The organism is Streptomyces sp. CB01881 (genome assembly GCF_002953255.1).
Classification (GTDB): domain Bacteria; phylum Actinomycetota; class Actinomycetes; order Streptomycetales; family Streptomycetaceae; genus Kitasatospora.
The window spans coordinates 8,480,904-8,495,844 of sequence record NZ_CP026498.1; the positions used below are offsets into that span (position 1 = coordinate 8,480,904).

Annotated in this window: 13 protein-coding genes and 1 riboswitch; of the genes, 4 read left to right on the forward strand and 9 right to left on the reverse strand. The window is 75.5% G+C overall.

Annotation, left to right across the window (positions count from 1 at the left end):
- Window positions 1–253: 253 nt before the first annotated feature.
- From C2142_RS27085 to C2142_RS27095, 3 genes are all read right to left on the reverse strand, one after another.
- Window positions 254–919 carry an SCO2322 family protein gene (locus C2142_RS27085; RefSeq protein ID WP_241002803.1) on the reverse strand — a complete coding sequence of 222 codons (666 nt, stop codon included), beginning with the start codon at window positions 917–919 and terminating at the stop codon, window positions 254–256.
- Between the two features lie 158 nt (window positions 920–1,077).
- Window positions 1,078–2,355, reverse strand: coding sequence for a prenyltransferase/squalene oxidase repeat-containing protein (locus tag C2142_RS27090; RefSeq protein ID WP_148645362.1), 1,278 nt, complete (start codon window positions 2,353–2,355; stop codon window positions 1,078–1,080).
- A gap of 104 nt (window positions 2,356–2,459) precedes the next feature.
- Window positions 2,460–2,533: riboswitch (cobalamin riboswitch) on the reverse strand.
- Window positions 2,534–2,770: 237 nt separating this feature from the next.
- Window positions 2,771–3,358, reverse strand: a complete 588-nt coding sequence (locus C2142_RS27095; RefSeq protein ID WP_148645943.1) for a TetR family transcriptional regulator — start codon at window positions 3,356–3,358, stop codon at window positions 2,771–2,773.
- A gap of 462 nt (window positions 3,359–3,820) precedes the next feature.
- On the opposite strand from C2142_RS27095, the gene C2142_RS27100 reads away from it, so the two are divergent.
- The 3 genes from C2142_RS27100 to C2142_RS27110 all read left to right on the forward strand — a co-directional run bounded on the left by C2142_RS27100 (window position 3,821) and on the right by C2142_RS27110 (window position 7,204).
- On the forward strand, window positions 3,821–5,131 hold the full coding sequence (locus C2142_RS27100) for a glycosyltransferase family 4 protein (RefSeq protein WP_148645363.1): 1,311 nt from the start codon (window positions 3,821–3,823) through the stop codon (window positions 5,129–5,131).
- Between the two features lie 157 nt (window positions 5,132–5,288).
- Window positions 5,289–6,128: a class I SAM-dependent methyltransferase gene (locus C2142_RS27105; RefSeq protein ID WP_148645364.1), complete on the forward strand. Its 840-nt coding sequence runs from the start codon at window positions 5,289–5,291 to the stop codon at window positions 6,126–6,128.
- Complete coding sequence (locus C2142_RS27110) at window positions 6,125–7,204, forward strand: prenyltransferase (RefSeq protein WP_148645365.1); 1,080 nt, start codon at window positions 6,125–6,127, stop codon at window positions 7,202–7,204. The genes C2142_RS27105 and C2142_RS27110 overlap by 4 nt, the downstream gene beginning before the upstream one ends.
- Window positions 7,205–7,380: 176 nt before the next feature.
- Here C2142_RS27110 and C2142_RS27115 read toward each other — a convergent pair whose 3' ends face one another.
- From C2142_RS27115 to C2142_RS27135, 5 genes are all read right to left on the reverse strand, one after another.
- A complete protein-coding gene (locus C2142_RS27115; RefSeq protein ID WP_148645366.1) occupies window positions 7,381–8,310 on the reverse strand; it encodes a hypothetical protein in 930 nt (309 codons plus the stop codon).
- Window positions 8,311–8,518: 208 nt separating this feature from the next.
- Window positions 8,519–9,571, reverse strand: a complete 1,053-nt coding sequence (locus tag C2142_RS27120; protein WP_241002804.1) for an N-acetylmuramoyl-L-alanine amidase — start codon at window positions 9,569–9,571, stop codon at window positions 8,519–8,521.
- Window positions 9,572–9,578: 7 nt separating this feature from the next.
- Complete coding sequence (locus tag C2142_RS27125) at window positions 9,579–10,937, reverse strand: hypothetical protein (protein ID WP_148645367.1); 1,359 nt, start codon at window positions 10,935–10,937, stop codon at window positions 9,579–9,581.
- Window positions 10,938–11,176: 239 nt separating this feature from the next.
- Window positions 11,177–11,830: a class I SAM-dependent methyltransferase gene (locus C2142_RS27130; RefSeq protein ID WP_148645368.1), complete on the reverse strand. Its 654-nt coding sequence runs from the start codon at window positions 11,828–11,830 to the stop codon at window positions 11,177–11,179.
- Window positions 11,831–12,038: 208 nt separating this feature from the next.
- Window positions 12,039–13,415 carry a M48 family metallopeptidase gene (locus tag C2142_RS27135; protein WP_148645369.1) on the reverse strand — a complete coding sequence of 459 codons (1,377 nt, stop codon included), beginning with the start codon at window positions 13,413–13,415 and terminating at the stop codon, window positions 12,039–12,041.
- 171 nt (window positions 13,416–13,586) lie between these two features.
- Here C2142_RS27135 and C2142_RS27140 point away from each other — a divergent pair, with 171 nt between their 5' ends.
- A complete protein-coding gene (locus C2142_RS27140) occupies window positions 13,587–14,675 on the forward strand; it encodes an alcohol dehydrogenase catalytic domain-containing protein (protein ID WP_148645370.1) in 1,089 nt (362 codons plus the stop codon).
- 86 nt (window positions 14,676–14,761) lie between these two features.
- On the opposite strand, the gene C2142_RS27145 is transcribed toward C2142_RS27140, so the two are convergent.
- Entirely contained in the window at window positions 14,762–14,941 is a 180-nt protein-coding gene (locus C2142_RS27145; RefSeq protein WP_148645371.1) for a hypothetical protein, read from the reverse strand.

Consider the following 14,941-nt stretch of genomic DNA (forward strand, 5'->3'; position numbering starts at 1 on the left):
GGTGCCGGGCGCGCCGGGTTGGTGTGAGGTGGGCCCGGAGTAGGAAGTCGGCTGGGCTGACTTCCTACTCCGGCACGTTCGCGGTGGGGCCGTTATCTGTAGACCGGTCGGTATATATAGACCGGTCTATATATGTAGACCGATCGGTATATTCGATGCATGCCGCCCGGGTCGCCCTGGTCGACCGGGCCGGCCAGGCCAACCCGGTCGGCCGAGTCGGCATCTATGGACCGGTCTACATATTCGCCCCGGTTCACCGTCGTCGGCGCACTTGCCAGACGGCGCCCGCGGCGAGAGCGGTGACGAGGACGGCGCCGCCGATCACCCCGAGGTCCGGGCCGTCGGAACCGGGCGAGGGATCGTCGCGGACGGCGACGAGGGTGGCCTCGGACGAGGGCTGCCCGGCTGCGCCGAGCTGGTCGGCGCAGCCGGACTTCGGGTAGCCGGCGATGGCGCACAGCAGCCCGTTGCTGTCGTACCGCAGCGGCGGGGCGACGGTGGCCAGCACCTCCGCCGAGCTGGCGTTGCCGGGCACGACGGCGCAGGCGGCGCGGCGTCCGGGCGGGGTCTCGCCGGCGGAGTCGGCGGCGGTGCCGAAGTCCAGGACCACGGCCACCCGCTTGCGCCCCTGCTGTTCGGACGTGGCTCCGCAGATGGCGGCGAAGTCCGCGTCGGTGCCGGGACGGGCGGCGTCCCGGCCGCCGTCCGGACTGACGGCGAAGCGCCACCCGTCCACGCCGCCGTCCTGCGGCACGTACACCGTGGGCCCTTGCTGCTGGTACGCCCAGGCGCCGCCGGACCACTTCCAGAACGACCAGTACCGGTACCCGGCGGCCTGTGCCGGGGCCGCCCCGAGCACCAGCAGGATCAGCACCCCGGCCACCACCCCGGCGACGAACCGGACGACCGCGGGCGCCACCCGCCGGCCACAGCGGACAGCCGACCCGGCCGACCCGCTCAGGCCGGCCGACTCCGACCGGTCACCCGGGCACCCGTCTGCGCCGGCCGACCCGTCTGCGCCGGCCGACCCGCCTGCGCCGGCCGACCCGTCCGGGCCGGCCGGGTCGCCGGGGCTGGTCACAGCTTCGGGCCGCGCTTGCGCTGGAGGGACAGGACCAGGCCGCCGCCGATGCCGATGAGGAGGCCGACGCCGATCAGCCACCACTGGCTGATGCCGCCGTCCTTCTTCTCCTCCTTCGCCGGCGCGGAGGCCGCAGAACCCGAGGCCGCCGGGGCGGCCGCCTTCGGCGCCGGGCCGAGGGCGGTCAGCTGCGCGACCAGGTCGCCGCCGAACGAGGCCGGGTCGCGGTGGGCGGCCTGGGCGACCAGCAGCAGGCTGGCCGTGGCGGCGGCGTCGGTGCCGCCCTTGGTCCAGGTGGTGCCCTCCTTGGCCAGCCAGTCGACCGCGCCGGCGGCCTGCTGCGGGTGGCCGCCCTGGATCAGGCCGAGCGCGGCCCACGCGGTGGCCGTGTGGTCGGGGGTGGGAGGGGCGCCGGGGGTGGTGAGGGTGAGGTGCTGCCCGCCCGCCGCGAGCTGCGCGGTGATGTAGGCGCCGGCGGCTTCGCCGGAGTCGGCGCGCGGCACGGCCGTCGGCGTGGCGCCGGTGGAGCCGTCCGCACAGGCGAGCGCCTTGGGCGCGGCGTCGGTCCGGTTGGTGTTGGTGACCGGCAGCTTCCCGCCGGCCGCGGCCAGCGAGGCCTGGCCGGTGGCGAGGGCGTTCGGTTCGAACGTGCCGTCCGGCTTGGGCTGGTAGGCGAAGGCTCCGCGCTGGTCGGCCGGGGCGGCGCAGCCGAGCTGGAAGAGCGCCAGCCCGTCGAAGGCGTTCTTGCCGGCCTTGGCGACGCCGGCCGGGTCCACCTTGGCGGCGAACAGGGCGCTGACGGCGAGGCCGGTGGAGTCGGCGTCGCCCGGGCTGCCGGGGTTGTAGGCCCAGCTGCCGTCCGCGTTCTGGTTGGTCTTCAGCCACTGGACGCCCTTGTCGACGGCGTCCTGGTGTCCGCCGAGCGCGACCAGCGCCTGGATGGCGAGGGTGGTCGCGTTGCTGTCCTCGGTGGTGGCGTCGCAGGCCGCGGCGGTGTCCGCGCGGAACGAGGGCCAGCCGCCGTCCGCGCACTGCTGGCCGGTGAGCCAGGAGACGGCGGAGTCGGCGGGCGTCACCTTGGCGCCGACCAGCGCGGTGAGGGCGAGCGACTGCCGCCACACGCCGTCGAACTGCGGGTCGCTCTTGCCGTACAGGCCCTCAGGGACGGTGACGGCACCGGGCGAGGGGCTGTCGGCGAGGGCCGGCGCGGCGGCGGCGCCGGTGAGCAGCGCGGCGGACAGGGCGGCGGCGCCCAGACGGGCGGCGGTGAGCATGGTGGAGGTGAGCCTTTCGGTGAGCGGTGGTGGCCCGGGGGCCCTCCGTAGTCCTCGACGGTGCCGGGCACGGGTGTGCCCGGTCCGGCCGCTCGCCCCTCCCCGGGCACTCCGACTCGCCCGGCTGTCCGCCGGGCTCACGGTTGCGGGTCAGTGCCGGATTCGCACCGGCTTTCCCCGGAGGAGAAGCGGGATGGAGTTGTCCTGCGGGTCGACTCTAGCCGCCGTTCGACGCCCGTCCGACCCGCCCTGACGAGAACACGTTCCACTTGGACGGGCGCGCGGCGGCACGGCGGTGGGGCACCGGCGGGGGAGCGGCGCCGCGGTGCTGACACGGCACCGGCACGGCGTCCGCCGGGCACCGGAGGAGCGGCCGCGGGGCGCCGGCGAAGCGGCACCCGCCGGGACCGGGCGGTCAGGGCAGCGTGAGCAGTCGGGCGGCGGTGTTCAGGTCGGCGCGGACCTCGGCGATCGAGGACCGGCCGGAGAGCCAGGACACCAGCGCCGAGTGCCAGGTGTGCTCTATCACCCGGACGGCTGCACGCTGGCTCTCGGTGGGTGGTCCGCACTGGCCGATCGCGTCCAGGATCAGCTGCCCGGTGGCCGTGCTCACGAGGTCCACCTCGGTGCTGACCGAGCGGTCGGCGAAGGAGAGCGCCCGGACCATCGCCTCCGCGAGCAGTGGTTCGCGCTGGAGCGCATGGAACGCCCGGGTGAGCGTCTCGGCGACCCGCGGCGCCGGTTCGCGCTCGGCCGGCGGGTGCCGCCGGACCTGCTCCTGGAGGCCCTGCAACTGCTCCAGCATCACCGCGACCAGCAGATGTACCTTCGACGGGAAGTAGCGGTACAGGGTGCCGAGCGCCACCTGCGCGCCCTCCGCGACCTCCCGCATCTGCACCGCCTCGTACCCGCCGCGGGCCGCCAGCACGGTCGCGGACCGCAGGATCCGGTGCCGCCGCTCGGCCTGTCGGGCGGTCAGCGGCGGGCCGTCGGGGTGCGGCACGGCGGCGGGCGCGGTGGCCGGTGCGGGGTGCGCCGCGGGGGCCGGTGCCGGGTGCGCGTCGGCGGGTGGCGCGGGGTTCGGCACGGGGTTCGCCGTGGGGCCCGGTGCGGTGCGGGGAGCGGATGGCGCGTCGGCGGGCGGTGTGGCGTTCGGTGCGGCTGGCGAGTGCAAGGGTGCTCCCGGTGCGCGAGAGTGGCGGGGTGCTCCTGGAGTGCCGGAGCAGGTCCGGAACAGCTCCGGAGCATGCCGGGCCGGCCGGTCCCGCGAGGTGGGTCCGGCAGGTCGGTCGGGTGCTCCGGCGTGGCGTGAATCACCAGCCCTGGCTCCTGACGAGAAGCTACGGGCCGGTATCTTCGAGGTCTCTCATTGTTCACATGGTCACTGGTGAACTCCACACCACACTGAAACCTGATCTACTTTAGCGACCGGCAGCACACCTAGTAGCAGAGATGGGGGCCGAGGATGACCGCGCAACCGCTGCGGATTGCCCTGCTGTCGTACCGCGGCGACCCGTTCTGCGGCGGCCAGGGCGTCTACGTACGACACCTCTCCCGTGAACTGGCCCGGCTCGGCCACCACGTGGACGTGATCGGTGCTCAGCCCTACCCCGTACTGGACGAGGTCGAGGGCCCCGGCTCGGTCCGGCTGGTGGAGCTGCCCAGCCTGGACCTCTACCGCGCCGACGACCCGTTCCGCACCCCGGACCTCGCCGAGTACCGGGGGCCGGTGGACGTGCTGGAGGTCGCCACCATGCGCACCGGCGGCTTCCCCGAGCCGCTGACCTTCTCGCTGCGCGCCCGCCGCCACCTCGCCCTGCACAAGGGCCGCTACGACGTGGTGCACGACAACCAGACCCTCGGCTACGGCCTGCTCGGCCTGGGGAGGCACGGCTTCCCGCTGGTCACCACGATCCATCACCCGATCACCGTGGACCGGCAGCTGGAGCTGGACGCGGCCCCCACCCGGCTGCGGCGGCTGTCGCTGCGCCGCTGGTACGCCTTCACCCGGATGCAGCGCCGGGTGGCCGCCCGGCTGGACCACATCATCACCGTCTCCGGCAGCTCGAAGCGGGAGATCGTCGAGCACCTGGGCGCCGCGCCCGGCGCGGTCTCGGTGGTGCCGATCGGCGCCGACACGCGGCTCTGGTCCCCGTCGGAGACGGTGCGCCGGGTGCCCGGCCGGATCGTCACCACCTCCAGCGCGGACGTCCCGCTCAAGGGTCTGGTGTACCTGGTGGAGGCGCTGGCCAAGGTCCGCACCGAGCGGGACGCGCACCTGGTCGTGGTCGGCAAGCCGCAGAAGGAGCGAGGGCCGGTCGCCGACGCGGTGCGCCGGTTCGGCCTGGAGGGGCACATCGAGTTCCGCAGCGGCCTGACCGACCAGGAGCTGGTCGACCTCTACCGTTCGGCCGAGGTGGCCTGCGTGCCGTCCCTGTACGAGGGCTTCTCGCTGCCCGCCGCCGAGGCGATGGCCACCGCGACGCCGCTGGTCGCCACCACCGGCGGGGCGATCCCGGAGGTGGCCGGGCCGGACGGCGAGAGCTGTCTCGCCGTCCCGCCGGGCGACGCGGACGCGCTGGCGGCGGCACTCGGCCGGCTGCTGGACGATCCGGAGCTGCGCGTCGCGCTCGGCGAGGCCGGGCGCGAGCGGGTGCTCGAACGGTTCACCTGGCAGCGGGCCGCCGAACTGACCGTCGAGGGCTACCGGGCGGCGATCGCCACCGGCGTCGGGCAGCGGGCCCGCTCCGGGCCGGGCTGGCGCTACGTGGCCTGACGGGCCGCCGGGCCGGCCCGGCTCGGCCGCCCGGCCGGGACGGTACCCGGTACGTCGCCCGCCGGCCGTCCGGCAAGTCACCCTGTTCTCACGCTGTCCCCCACAGTTCTGACGTGACGTCAGAAACGCTTGGTACCAAAGGAATGGGAGCCCCGCAGTGCTGACCGTTGATTTCTCGCGCTTCCCGCTCGCCCCCGGCGACCGGGTGCTCGACCTGGGCTGCGGCGGGGGGCGGCACGCGTTCGAGTGCTACCGGCGCGGGGCCAACGTGATTGCCCTCGACCAGAACACCGAGGAGATCGCCGAGGTCAGGAAGTGGTTCGCGGCCATGGAGCAGGCGGGCGAGGCCCCCGAGGGCGCGTCGGCGGTCGCCATGGAGGGCAACGCGCTGGCCCTGCCGTTCGAGGACGAGTACTTCGACAAGATCATCATCTCCGAGGTGATGGAGCACATCCCGGACGACAAGGGCGTGCTCAACGAGATGTTCCGCGTCCTCAAGCCCGGCGGCCTGCTCGCCGTCACCGTGCCGCGCTGGCTGCCGGAGAAGATCTGCTGGGCGCTCTCCGACGAGTACCACGAGGTCGAGGGCGGCCACATCCGCATCTACCGCGGTGACGAACTGCTCGGCAAGCTCAAGGACGCCGGCCTGGAGCCGTACGGCACCCACCACGCGCACGCGCTGCACGCGCCGTACTGGTGGATCAAGTGCGCGGTCGGTGTGGACAACGACAAGGCGCTGCCGGTCAAGGCCTACCACCAACTGCTGGTCTGGGACATCGTCGGCACCCCGGTGATCAGCACCCTCACCAAGGCCGCCGAGAAGGCGCTCAACCCGGTCATCGGCAAGAGCTTCGTCGCCTACGCCTCCAAGCCCAACCGCGCCGAGCCCAACCGCGCCGAGCCCAACCGCGCCGAGTCGGCCGGTACCGAGCCGGCCGGTACCGATCCGACCGGTGCCAAGGCGGACCGCGCCGAGACCGGGCGGGCCGGCGAGTGACCGCCGCCGTTCCCGAGGTGCTGCTGCTGGACGGGGTGCTCGACGCCGAGCAGGCCGCCCGCACCGTCGGCAGCATCCTCGCCGAGCAGCAGGGCGACGGCGCCATACCCTGGTTCACCGGCCACCACCTCGACCCGTGGGACCACACCGAGGCCGCGATGGCCCTGGACACCGCGGGCGAGCACGCCGCCGCCGAGGCCGCCTACCGCTGGCTGGCGGCCCGCCAGAACCCCGACGGCTCCTGGTACGCGGCCTACGCCTACGGGCAGGGCGGCACCGACGGCGAGGTCTCCAACCCGGCCAAGGAGACCAACTTCTGCGCCTACATCGCGGTCGGGGTCTGGCACCACCACCTCAGCACCGGCGACGACGCCTTCCTGGACTGGATCTGGCCCGTCGTCAGGCGCGCCCTGGACTTCATCGTCGGCCTGCGGCTGCCCGGCGGGCCGATCTCCTGGCGGATCGACGAGAACGGCGAGGCGCCCGACGAGGCGCTGCTCACCGGTTCGTCCTCGATCCTGCACGCGCTCCGCTGCGGCCTGGCCATCGCCGACTACCTGGAGGAGCCGCAGCCCGACTGGGAGCTGGCGGCCGGCCGGCTGCGGCACGCCATCGCCCACCACCCCGAGCGGTTCCTCGACAAGGACCGCTTCTCGATGGACTGGTACTACCCGGTGCTCGGCACCGCGCTGCGCGGAACGGCCGCTCTGGAGCGGATCGAACGGGACTGGGACCGCTTCGTCGTCCCCGGCCTCGGCGTGCGCTGCGTCAGCGACCGGCCCTGGGTGACCGGCGGGGAGAGCGCCGAACTGGCCCTCGCGCTCTGGGCGGTCGGCGAGTCCGACCGCGCGGTGGACATCCTGCGCTGGATCCAGAAGCACCTGCGGCACACCGACGGCTCGTACTGGACCGGGTACGTGTTCGAGGACGACGCCATCTGGCCCGAGGAGCGCACCACCTGGACGGCGGGCGCGCTGCTGCTGGCCGTCGCCGCGCTCGGCGGCGACCCGGCCACGGTCGCGGTCTTCGGCGGTGAGCAGCTGCCCGCCGGGCTGGTGGTGCAGGACTGCTGCTGAGGCGCGCGCCCGGCCACGCACGCCGCCGCTGAGGCAGGCGTCGGCGGCCGACGCGGGGGAGCCGACGGCCTCGCCGGCCGCCGCGGGGAACGAACGCCGAAGGGCGGGACCGGAGCGATCCGGTCCCGCCCTTCGGCGTTGCGTGTGACTGCGGTGCGGTGGTGCGTGCCGACGGGTCAGCCGCGCTGGATGCCCGTGGTGTCGGCCAGCAGGCCCTGCGAGCCGTCCTGGAGCTGGGCGACCAGCGCGGCGCCGCGCTGCTCGACCGCCAGGTACCAGGTACCCGGGACCAGCTCGCCGACCGGGGCCCCGGCCGGGTTGTCCTTCGGGGCCAGCTGACGCGGCGCCGGGACGGCGAACCAGAACGGCGCGAAGTCGGCCGCCGGAGCCGCCGGGGCGGGCTGGGCCTGGGCGGCCGGAGGCTGCTGGGCGGCGTGCTGGCCCGCGGCGTCCTGCGGCTGGCCGGCCTGGGGCTGACCGCCCTGCGGGGCCGGGTAGCCGTAACCGCCGGGCTGGCCGCCGAACGCCGGCGGCTGCGCCTGGAGCGGGTCCTGGCCGGGGGCCGGGTAACCGTACTGGCCCGGCTGGCCGGGCTGGCCGGGCTGGCCGGCCTGCGGCGCCGGGTAGCCGCCCGGGTAGCCCTGCGGGACGGCCGGCTTGTCGGTGACCAGGGGCGCCTTGAGCGCGGGGATCAGCGGGCTCGCCGCGGCGGCACCGGCCAGCACGATCAGCGAGATGACGGCGAGCCAGGCGCCGAAACCGTGGCCGATGCCCTTCGGGCCGCCGCCCAGGCCCCAGATCGAGGACCAGAGCGCGGCGACGGCGAAGGCGATGCCCCACTGGTCGAGCCGCAGGCCGAGCACCTGGCGGTTGGCTGCGGCCTCACCCTGGAAGCGCTGCACCAGGATCAGCACCGCGGCGAGGATGCCGAGGAGGAAGACCGAAGGCAGGATGGGGAAGAGGATGCTGTCCCAGGCGTTCGACGGGAAGTCGCCGCAGTACCGGCCGCAGTCCGTGGTCCAGTAGGGCAGGAAGGAGGCGATGAAGAGCAGGACGGCCGCACCTGCGACGGCGGCGTCTCCCCTGGTGAGAGCGCGCAGATTCACTAACGTTCCCCTCGTTGGTGTGTCGTGGACGGCGGTTTGCTCGGTCGGCTTGACCGGTCCGGAAAACTCCGAACGGACCAGAAGCCTAGGGCCAACCGCCTCGCGGGTGCACAGCGGGCTCGGGAATGGGGCGAAGTCGTTGCAAACTGCGCGGGTCCGACTCCTGCCGTCCACCTGATGGTCGGGCGGGCCCCTCGGCCGCAGGCGCCTACCGCGTGGTCAGAAACGTCGTCAGCGCGTCGGCGATCCCCTGGGCCGCCTGCTGGCGCCACTGAGGGTCCGTCATCCGCCTGGCGTCGACCGAGTTGCGCATGTTACCGCACTCGATGAAGACCTTGGGCACGGTCGAGAGGTTCAACCCGCCGAGGTCGGAGCGGGTGTCCAGCCCCTGACTCGCCGTGTAGTCGGCGTACTGCTCGCCGGTGGCCGCGCGGAAGCCGTCGCGCAGGAGCAGGCCGAGCCGGTGCGAGGGGGCGACGATCGCCGAGTTGTCCGCCTTTCCCGCGACCACCTCGGCGGGCGTGATCACGTGGAACCCGCTGCCGCCCGCCGGGCCGCCGTCCCCGTGCACCGAGACCGCCACGTCGGCGTGCGCCTCCGCGCCCGCCCGGGCGCGCTCGTCGATGCACGGTCCCCAGGGCCGGTCACCGTCCTGGACCAGCACCACCGTGGCGCCGCGGGCGGTGAGGATCGCGCGGGCCCGGCGGGAGACGTCCAGGGAGAACTCGGCCTCGGTGTAGCCGGCGTTGGTGGAGGTGCCGGTGGTGTCGCACTCCTTGCGGGCGTTGCCGATGTCGACCTGGCGGTTGATCTCGGTGGCGTGGTCGAAGTTGCCGGGGTTGTGGCCGGGGTCGAGCAGCACCGTCCGGCCGGCGAGGCCGGTGGACGCGGGGGCGGAGGCACCGGGAGCGGTGGACGGGCCGGAGGCGGGAGCGGTGGCGCCGGCCTCGGGGGTGGCCGGCGCGGCACTCGTCGGCTCCGGTCTGGCCGGGGTGGCGGTGGCGGTGGCGTCCGGGGAGGCCGGGGGGGCCGGGGCCGTCCCGGCGGTCGTCGTGGCCGAGGGCGCGGGCGGGGCGGCCGCCTCCGCCGCGTGGACCGACGGCGCCGCGTCGTCCGCCGTGCCGTGGTCGCCGACGGCCTGCCAGAGCAGCCAGCCGGCCAGGCCGAGCGGCACCAGCGCGCCGGCCACCGTGGTGGTGAGCAACAGGCGGGAACGGCGCGGTGGTTCGTCGTGCGGGTTGCCGGGGGTGGTGCGGGTCACGGGTGGTTCAGATCCTGTCCTGGGTGCGCGCGGTCAGGCCGTACGTGTCGGCGATGGCCTTCCACTTCGTCACGAAGTCCTTCTTCGCCTGGGTGGCCTGCGGGTTGAGCTCGTCCGCGTGCTTCTTGTCCGTGGTGTTCGGCGCGGAACCGGAGCAGCCCTGCGCGGACACCGCACGGGCCCAGCTCGCGTACGCGCGGTCGATGTCGGCGGACAGCTGCCAGGCCGACTTCAGCGACGCCACCGCGTCCGCGCCGCCGGGCAGGTCCGTGACGGCCAGGGTGGCGAGCTTGGTGAGCAGCTGGTCGCGCTGCTTGGCGCCGGAGTCGAAGACCTGGGCCGCGCTGTCGATGTCCGCCTTGGACGGGCAGCTGCTCACCTTGGCGACCGCACTGCCGATCGGCGCCTTCGCGCTCTCGCCCTGGGTCAGCAGGTCGTCCAGCGCCTTGGCCTGGGTCGGCGCGTTGGGACCGGCCGCGCCGGCGGTCGGGCTCGCGGAGGCGGAGGCGGAGGCGGAGGCGGTGTCGGTGGCGGCCGGGGTCGGCGCACCGGTCGAACCGGTGGGTGCCGGGGCGGGCTGCGGGTTGCCGGAGGCCGGCGCGTCGGTGGTCGCGGCCGTGGCGGACGGACCGGGGGCGGCCTTCTCGGCCGGGTCGCCGTCGCCCTTCACCGCCCAGAGGATGCCACCGCCGAGTGCCAGCACGAAGAGCAGGGCGAAGCCGATCAGCATCGGCGCGCGCTTGCTGCCGGGGCGGTCCTCGTCGTCGGGGTCCTCGTAGCCGGTGGCGTAGTCCGGCTGTCCGTACGGCGGCTGCCCGTACGGCTGCTGGGGGTAGGGCTGCTGCCCGTACGGCTGCTGGGGGTACGGGGGCTGCGGCGGGGCGGCCGGGGGGCCGTAGCCGCCGGGCGGGCCCTGGTGCGCGCCCGGGCCCGGGTTCTGCGGGGTGGCGTGGCCCGGGAAGCCGCCGGAGGGCGGGGCGGCCGGGGGCGGGGTGACCGGCTGCGGGGCGGTCGCCGGGAAGGCGGGCGCGGTCGGGGCGTCGTAGCCGGGGGCGCCGGACAGGTACGGGCGCGCCCCCAGCGGCGGGCCCTGGTCGCCGACGGCGCCCGGCGCGGGCGGCTGCTGCATCGGCGGCCGGTGTGCCGGCGCCGGCTGTCCCGGCGGTTGCGGCGTCGGCGGCTGGAACGCGGGCGGCTGGGGTGCCCCGGCGGGTGGCGCGGCCGCGGGCGTGGCGGGCGGGGGTGCGGCGGGGTTCTGCGCGCCGCCCGGGGCAGGCTGCTGCTGCGGCCCGCGGACCCAGCCGCCGGCGCCGCCGCGCGCGGTGGGGTCCCAGACCGCCGGAGCGGTGTTCTGCTGGTCGGTCATTGCGCTCTAGCCCCCACCGTCTGCCCGGATGCTCTGCCTGGTGCCGTGCCCGGGTACCGCTGTGCCCCGGTACCGCCGTGTCGCCCGGTTGCCGCCCGGTCGCCGTTCCGTCGCGTGCGGCACCCGTCGGCGCCGCGCGGACACCGTACCGTTCGAACCCCCGCCCGACGGCCCCGGCACGACGTTAGAGCATCCGTGATCGCCCGTGGGGTGGGTCCGCGGATCTCGCTTCGGCCGGATCAGGCGGCGGTACGGCGCAGCACCCGCAGCGAACCGGTCACCGAGACCTCCTCGAACCCCTCGGCGAGCGCGCGCAGGTACACCCGGTAGGGAGCCTGCCCGCCGTCCGCCGGGTCGGGGAAGACGTCGTGCACCACCAGCAGGCCCTCGGGCGCCAGGTGCGGCGCCCAGCCCTCGTAGTCACCGGTGGCGTGCTCGTCGGTGTGGCCGCCGTCGATGAAGACCAGGCCGAGGCGGCCGCCCCAGAGTGCGGCGATCTGCGGCGAACGGCCGACCAGCGCCACCACGTGCTCCTCCAGCCCGGCCGCGTGCAGCGTGCGGCGGAAGCGCGGGAGCGTGTCCATCCGGCCGACCTCCGGGTCCACCAGCGTCGGGTCGTGGTACTCCCAGCCGGGCTGCTGCTCCTCCGACCCGCGGTGGTGGTCGACGGTGAGAGCCACCGTCCCGGCCTCCCGGGCCGCCGCCGCCAGCAGGATCGCCGAGCGCCCGCAGTAGGTGCCGATCTCCAGCACCGGAAGCCCCGTCCGCCGGGCGGCGGTCACCGCCGCCGCGTACAGCGCCAGCCCCTCGTCCACCGGCATGAACCCGGTCGCGGCCTCGAACGCCGCCAGCACCTCGGCCCCGGGTCGCGTGTTCTCCAGGAGGTCGGACATGCTGCAGCTCCTTGCCGGGGGGTGGGGGTGGTCGGTACTCCGTGCTCGCCGTCGGACCCTACTCGACGGTACGCCCCGTCGTCCCGCCCGCCCCGACCGGCGGGGAGCGGCGCGGAGCGGCGGGCCCGGCGCCGTCGGCCTCCCGCGCCGGGTGTCGGCAGCGGGGGCCGCCGGCCGCTCCCTCAGCGGGCTCCGCCGGCCGGTCCCGTCAGCCGGCGAGGAGCGTACGGGCGATGCGGGTGCGGTGGGGAGCCAGCTCGGCGCTGATGGCGGCGGCCTCGGCGGGAGTCGTGGTGACGGCGGCCGGGAGGTCCGGCCTCCGGTCGAGGAGGGCCAGCCGCAGGTGGGTCGGCGGGTGGGTGGAGTCCACGGCACCCCGGTCCAGGGCGGAGCGGCGCAGCAGGCGTTCGTGCTCCAGCGGCGGGACGGCGGCGAGGTGGTCGCGCAGCTTCTCCCAGAGCTCCTCGGTGGCCGCGGCCCGGGGGGCAGGCCCTGTCGCCGCGGGGTCCGCGCCGCGGCGGGGCGCACGGGGGCGGCCCTGCAGCTCCGCGCGCACGCGGGTCACCACGGTGTCGACGGTCCCGTCGAGCAGCAGCGTCCGCAGCATGCGGCGGGTCGCCCCGGTGGACGCGACCCGGGTGGCCAGCGTGTCCGCGTGGTACTCGGCCTGCTGTCCGGCCCGCACGGTGAGCCGGTCGAGCAGCCCGAACACCCGCCGCAGCATCCAGGCGACGACGCCGAGCACGGCGTTGGTGACGAGGTCGGTGAAGTGGAGCAGCAGGTGCATCAGGCCCACCCCGCCGCCGGCGTGGGTGCGCGGCCGGGCGAGCTCGTGCCAGTGTGCGATCGCGTGGATCGCCGAGCCGAGCCAGAGGCCCCGCCGGTGGTCGCCGTTGACCCGGTGGCCGAACTCGTGGCCGAGCAGGGCCACCCGCTCCTGCTCGCCGAGCGCCTCCCAGAGCGGCAGGCCGAGGGTGAGCACGCTCCGCCGGCGCAGCCCGACCGCCCCCACACTCGCGTTGAACTCGCCGTCGACCCGGATCACCCCGACCGGCCCGGCCCCCACCTCGGCGGCGACCCGGTCCGCCAGCCCGTACAGGGCGGGTGCCTGGGCCCGGTCCAGCACGCCCTCACCGCGCGGGGCGCGGCCGAGCCGCGGCCGCAGCAGGACCACGACCGCGAGCACGATCGCGCCGAGGCAGCGCAGCGGGGTGTTGCCGGTGACGAGCAGCCAGAGACCCCAGGAGAACAGGGAGGCGGTGGCGAGGTGGACGACGGTGGCGATGGCGGACGCGGCCAGCCAGTCCCGCCGCCCGGCGGTGGCCGTACGGCCGGCCGCGACGTCCTCGTAGAGCCGGTCGGTCCGGGCGGCTGCGGCCGCCTCATGCCGGGTGGCCGCGGCGCGTTCCGGTCCCGGGGTGAGGTTCCAGTCGCAGTGCGGGCACCAGGCGGTGAACCGCGGGTCGGCGTCCAGCGCGGCGGCGCAGCGCGGGCAGGTCTGCGGGGCGGTGGCCGGGGCCTGGGCCGCGGCAGGGGCCGCGGCGGGGGCGGGCACGGCAGGAGTGGGCACGGGGGGAGTGGGCACGGCGGACGATCATGCCAGCGGGGGCCCTTCGCCGGTACCCCGATTCCCGGCGGGCCCGTTCCGTCCTCGTCCGGGCCGGGCCCCACCGGTGAAACGTGTTCTACTCCGGGCGGGCGAGGCGTGCCAGAATCGGCCCGACCACCGATCCGAGGGGAATCCGGGAGCAGCCCCATGCGCGCAGCCATCCTGCACAAGACCGGCCAGGACACGCTCGACGTCCGCGACGACGTGGTGGCGGTCGGCTTCGGCCCCGGCAAGGTGAGAGTCCGCCTGCGGGCGGCCAGCCTCTGTCACTCCGACCTCTCGGCGATGAGCGGCGTCCTGCCGCAGCCCGCGCCGTTCGTCCCCGGCCACGAGGGAGCCGGTGACGTGGTGGAGGTCGGCGAGGGCGTGACCGGCGTCGCGGCGGGCGACCGGGTGGTGCTCTGCTGGATGGCGCCCTGCGGTCGCTGCGCCCACTGCGAGCGGGGCCGCGGGCACCTCTGCGTCTCCAGCCTGCGCCGGCTCGGCGCCCCGGGCTTCCGGTTCGACGGCGGCGGTGCCCCGGTCGACGCCTCCGGCTTCTACGGCACCGGTGCGTTCGCCGAGGAGGTGGTGGTCGAGCGCGACGCCGTGATCAAGGTCCCGGCCGACCTGCCGTACGAGCTGGCCGCCCTGATCGGCTGCGGGGTGACCACCGGCATCGGTGCCGCCGTCCACACCGCGCAGGTCGAGCCGGGCTCCTCCGTCGCGGTCATCGGCGCGGGCGGGGTGGGCGTCGCGACCGTGCAGGGGGCCCGGGTCTGTGGCGCGGGCCGGATCGCCGTGGTCGACCCGGTCGTGTCGAGGCGGGAGCGGGCGCTGGCCTTCGGGGCCACCGACGCGCTCGCCCCGGAGGAGCTGAAGGCCGTCGCGAAGGGCCTGCCGGGCGGCGGCTTCGACTACGTCTTCGAGGCGGTCGGCCGCGCGGCCACCGTCCGGGCCGGGTACGACGCGGCGAGGCGCGGGGGCGCGGTGGTGGTGATCGGCGCCGGGGCGCAGGACGACCTCGCGCAGTTCACCATGGGCGAGCTGTTCTTCAACGAGAAGCGCCTGCTGCCCTCGCTGTACGGCGGGACGTCGGTGCCCCGCACCATCGCGCTGGTGGTGGACCTCTGGCGGGCCGGGCGGATCGACCTCGCGGGGATGATCACGCACCGGGTCGGGCTGGCGGACGTCAACGAGGCCGTCGCGCAGATGCGGGGCGGCGAGGCGCTGCGGACGGTCGTGACGCTGGACTGAGCTCCGGCCGCCGGAACGCGGCAGGGCCCGCCGGTCGCACGATGTGTCTCGACCGGCGGGCCCTGCCGCGCACTGCGGGAGCGGGCTCAGCCCTGGTCGGCCCCGGCACCGAGCCGGTGCCGGCCGTGCGGGTCGGCCTCGGGGCTGTCGTCGGCGGCGGTGCGGCCGCGGTGGCGGCCGTGCGACGCGGTGTCCTCGGCCGTGGTCTCGTCGGCGTCGGTCCCGTTGACCGCGGGTCCGGTGGTGTCGGTGAGGGTGTCGGACAT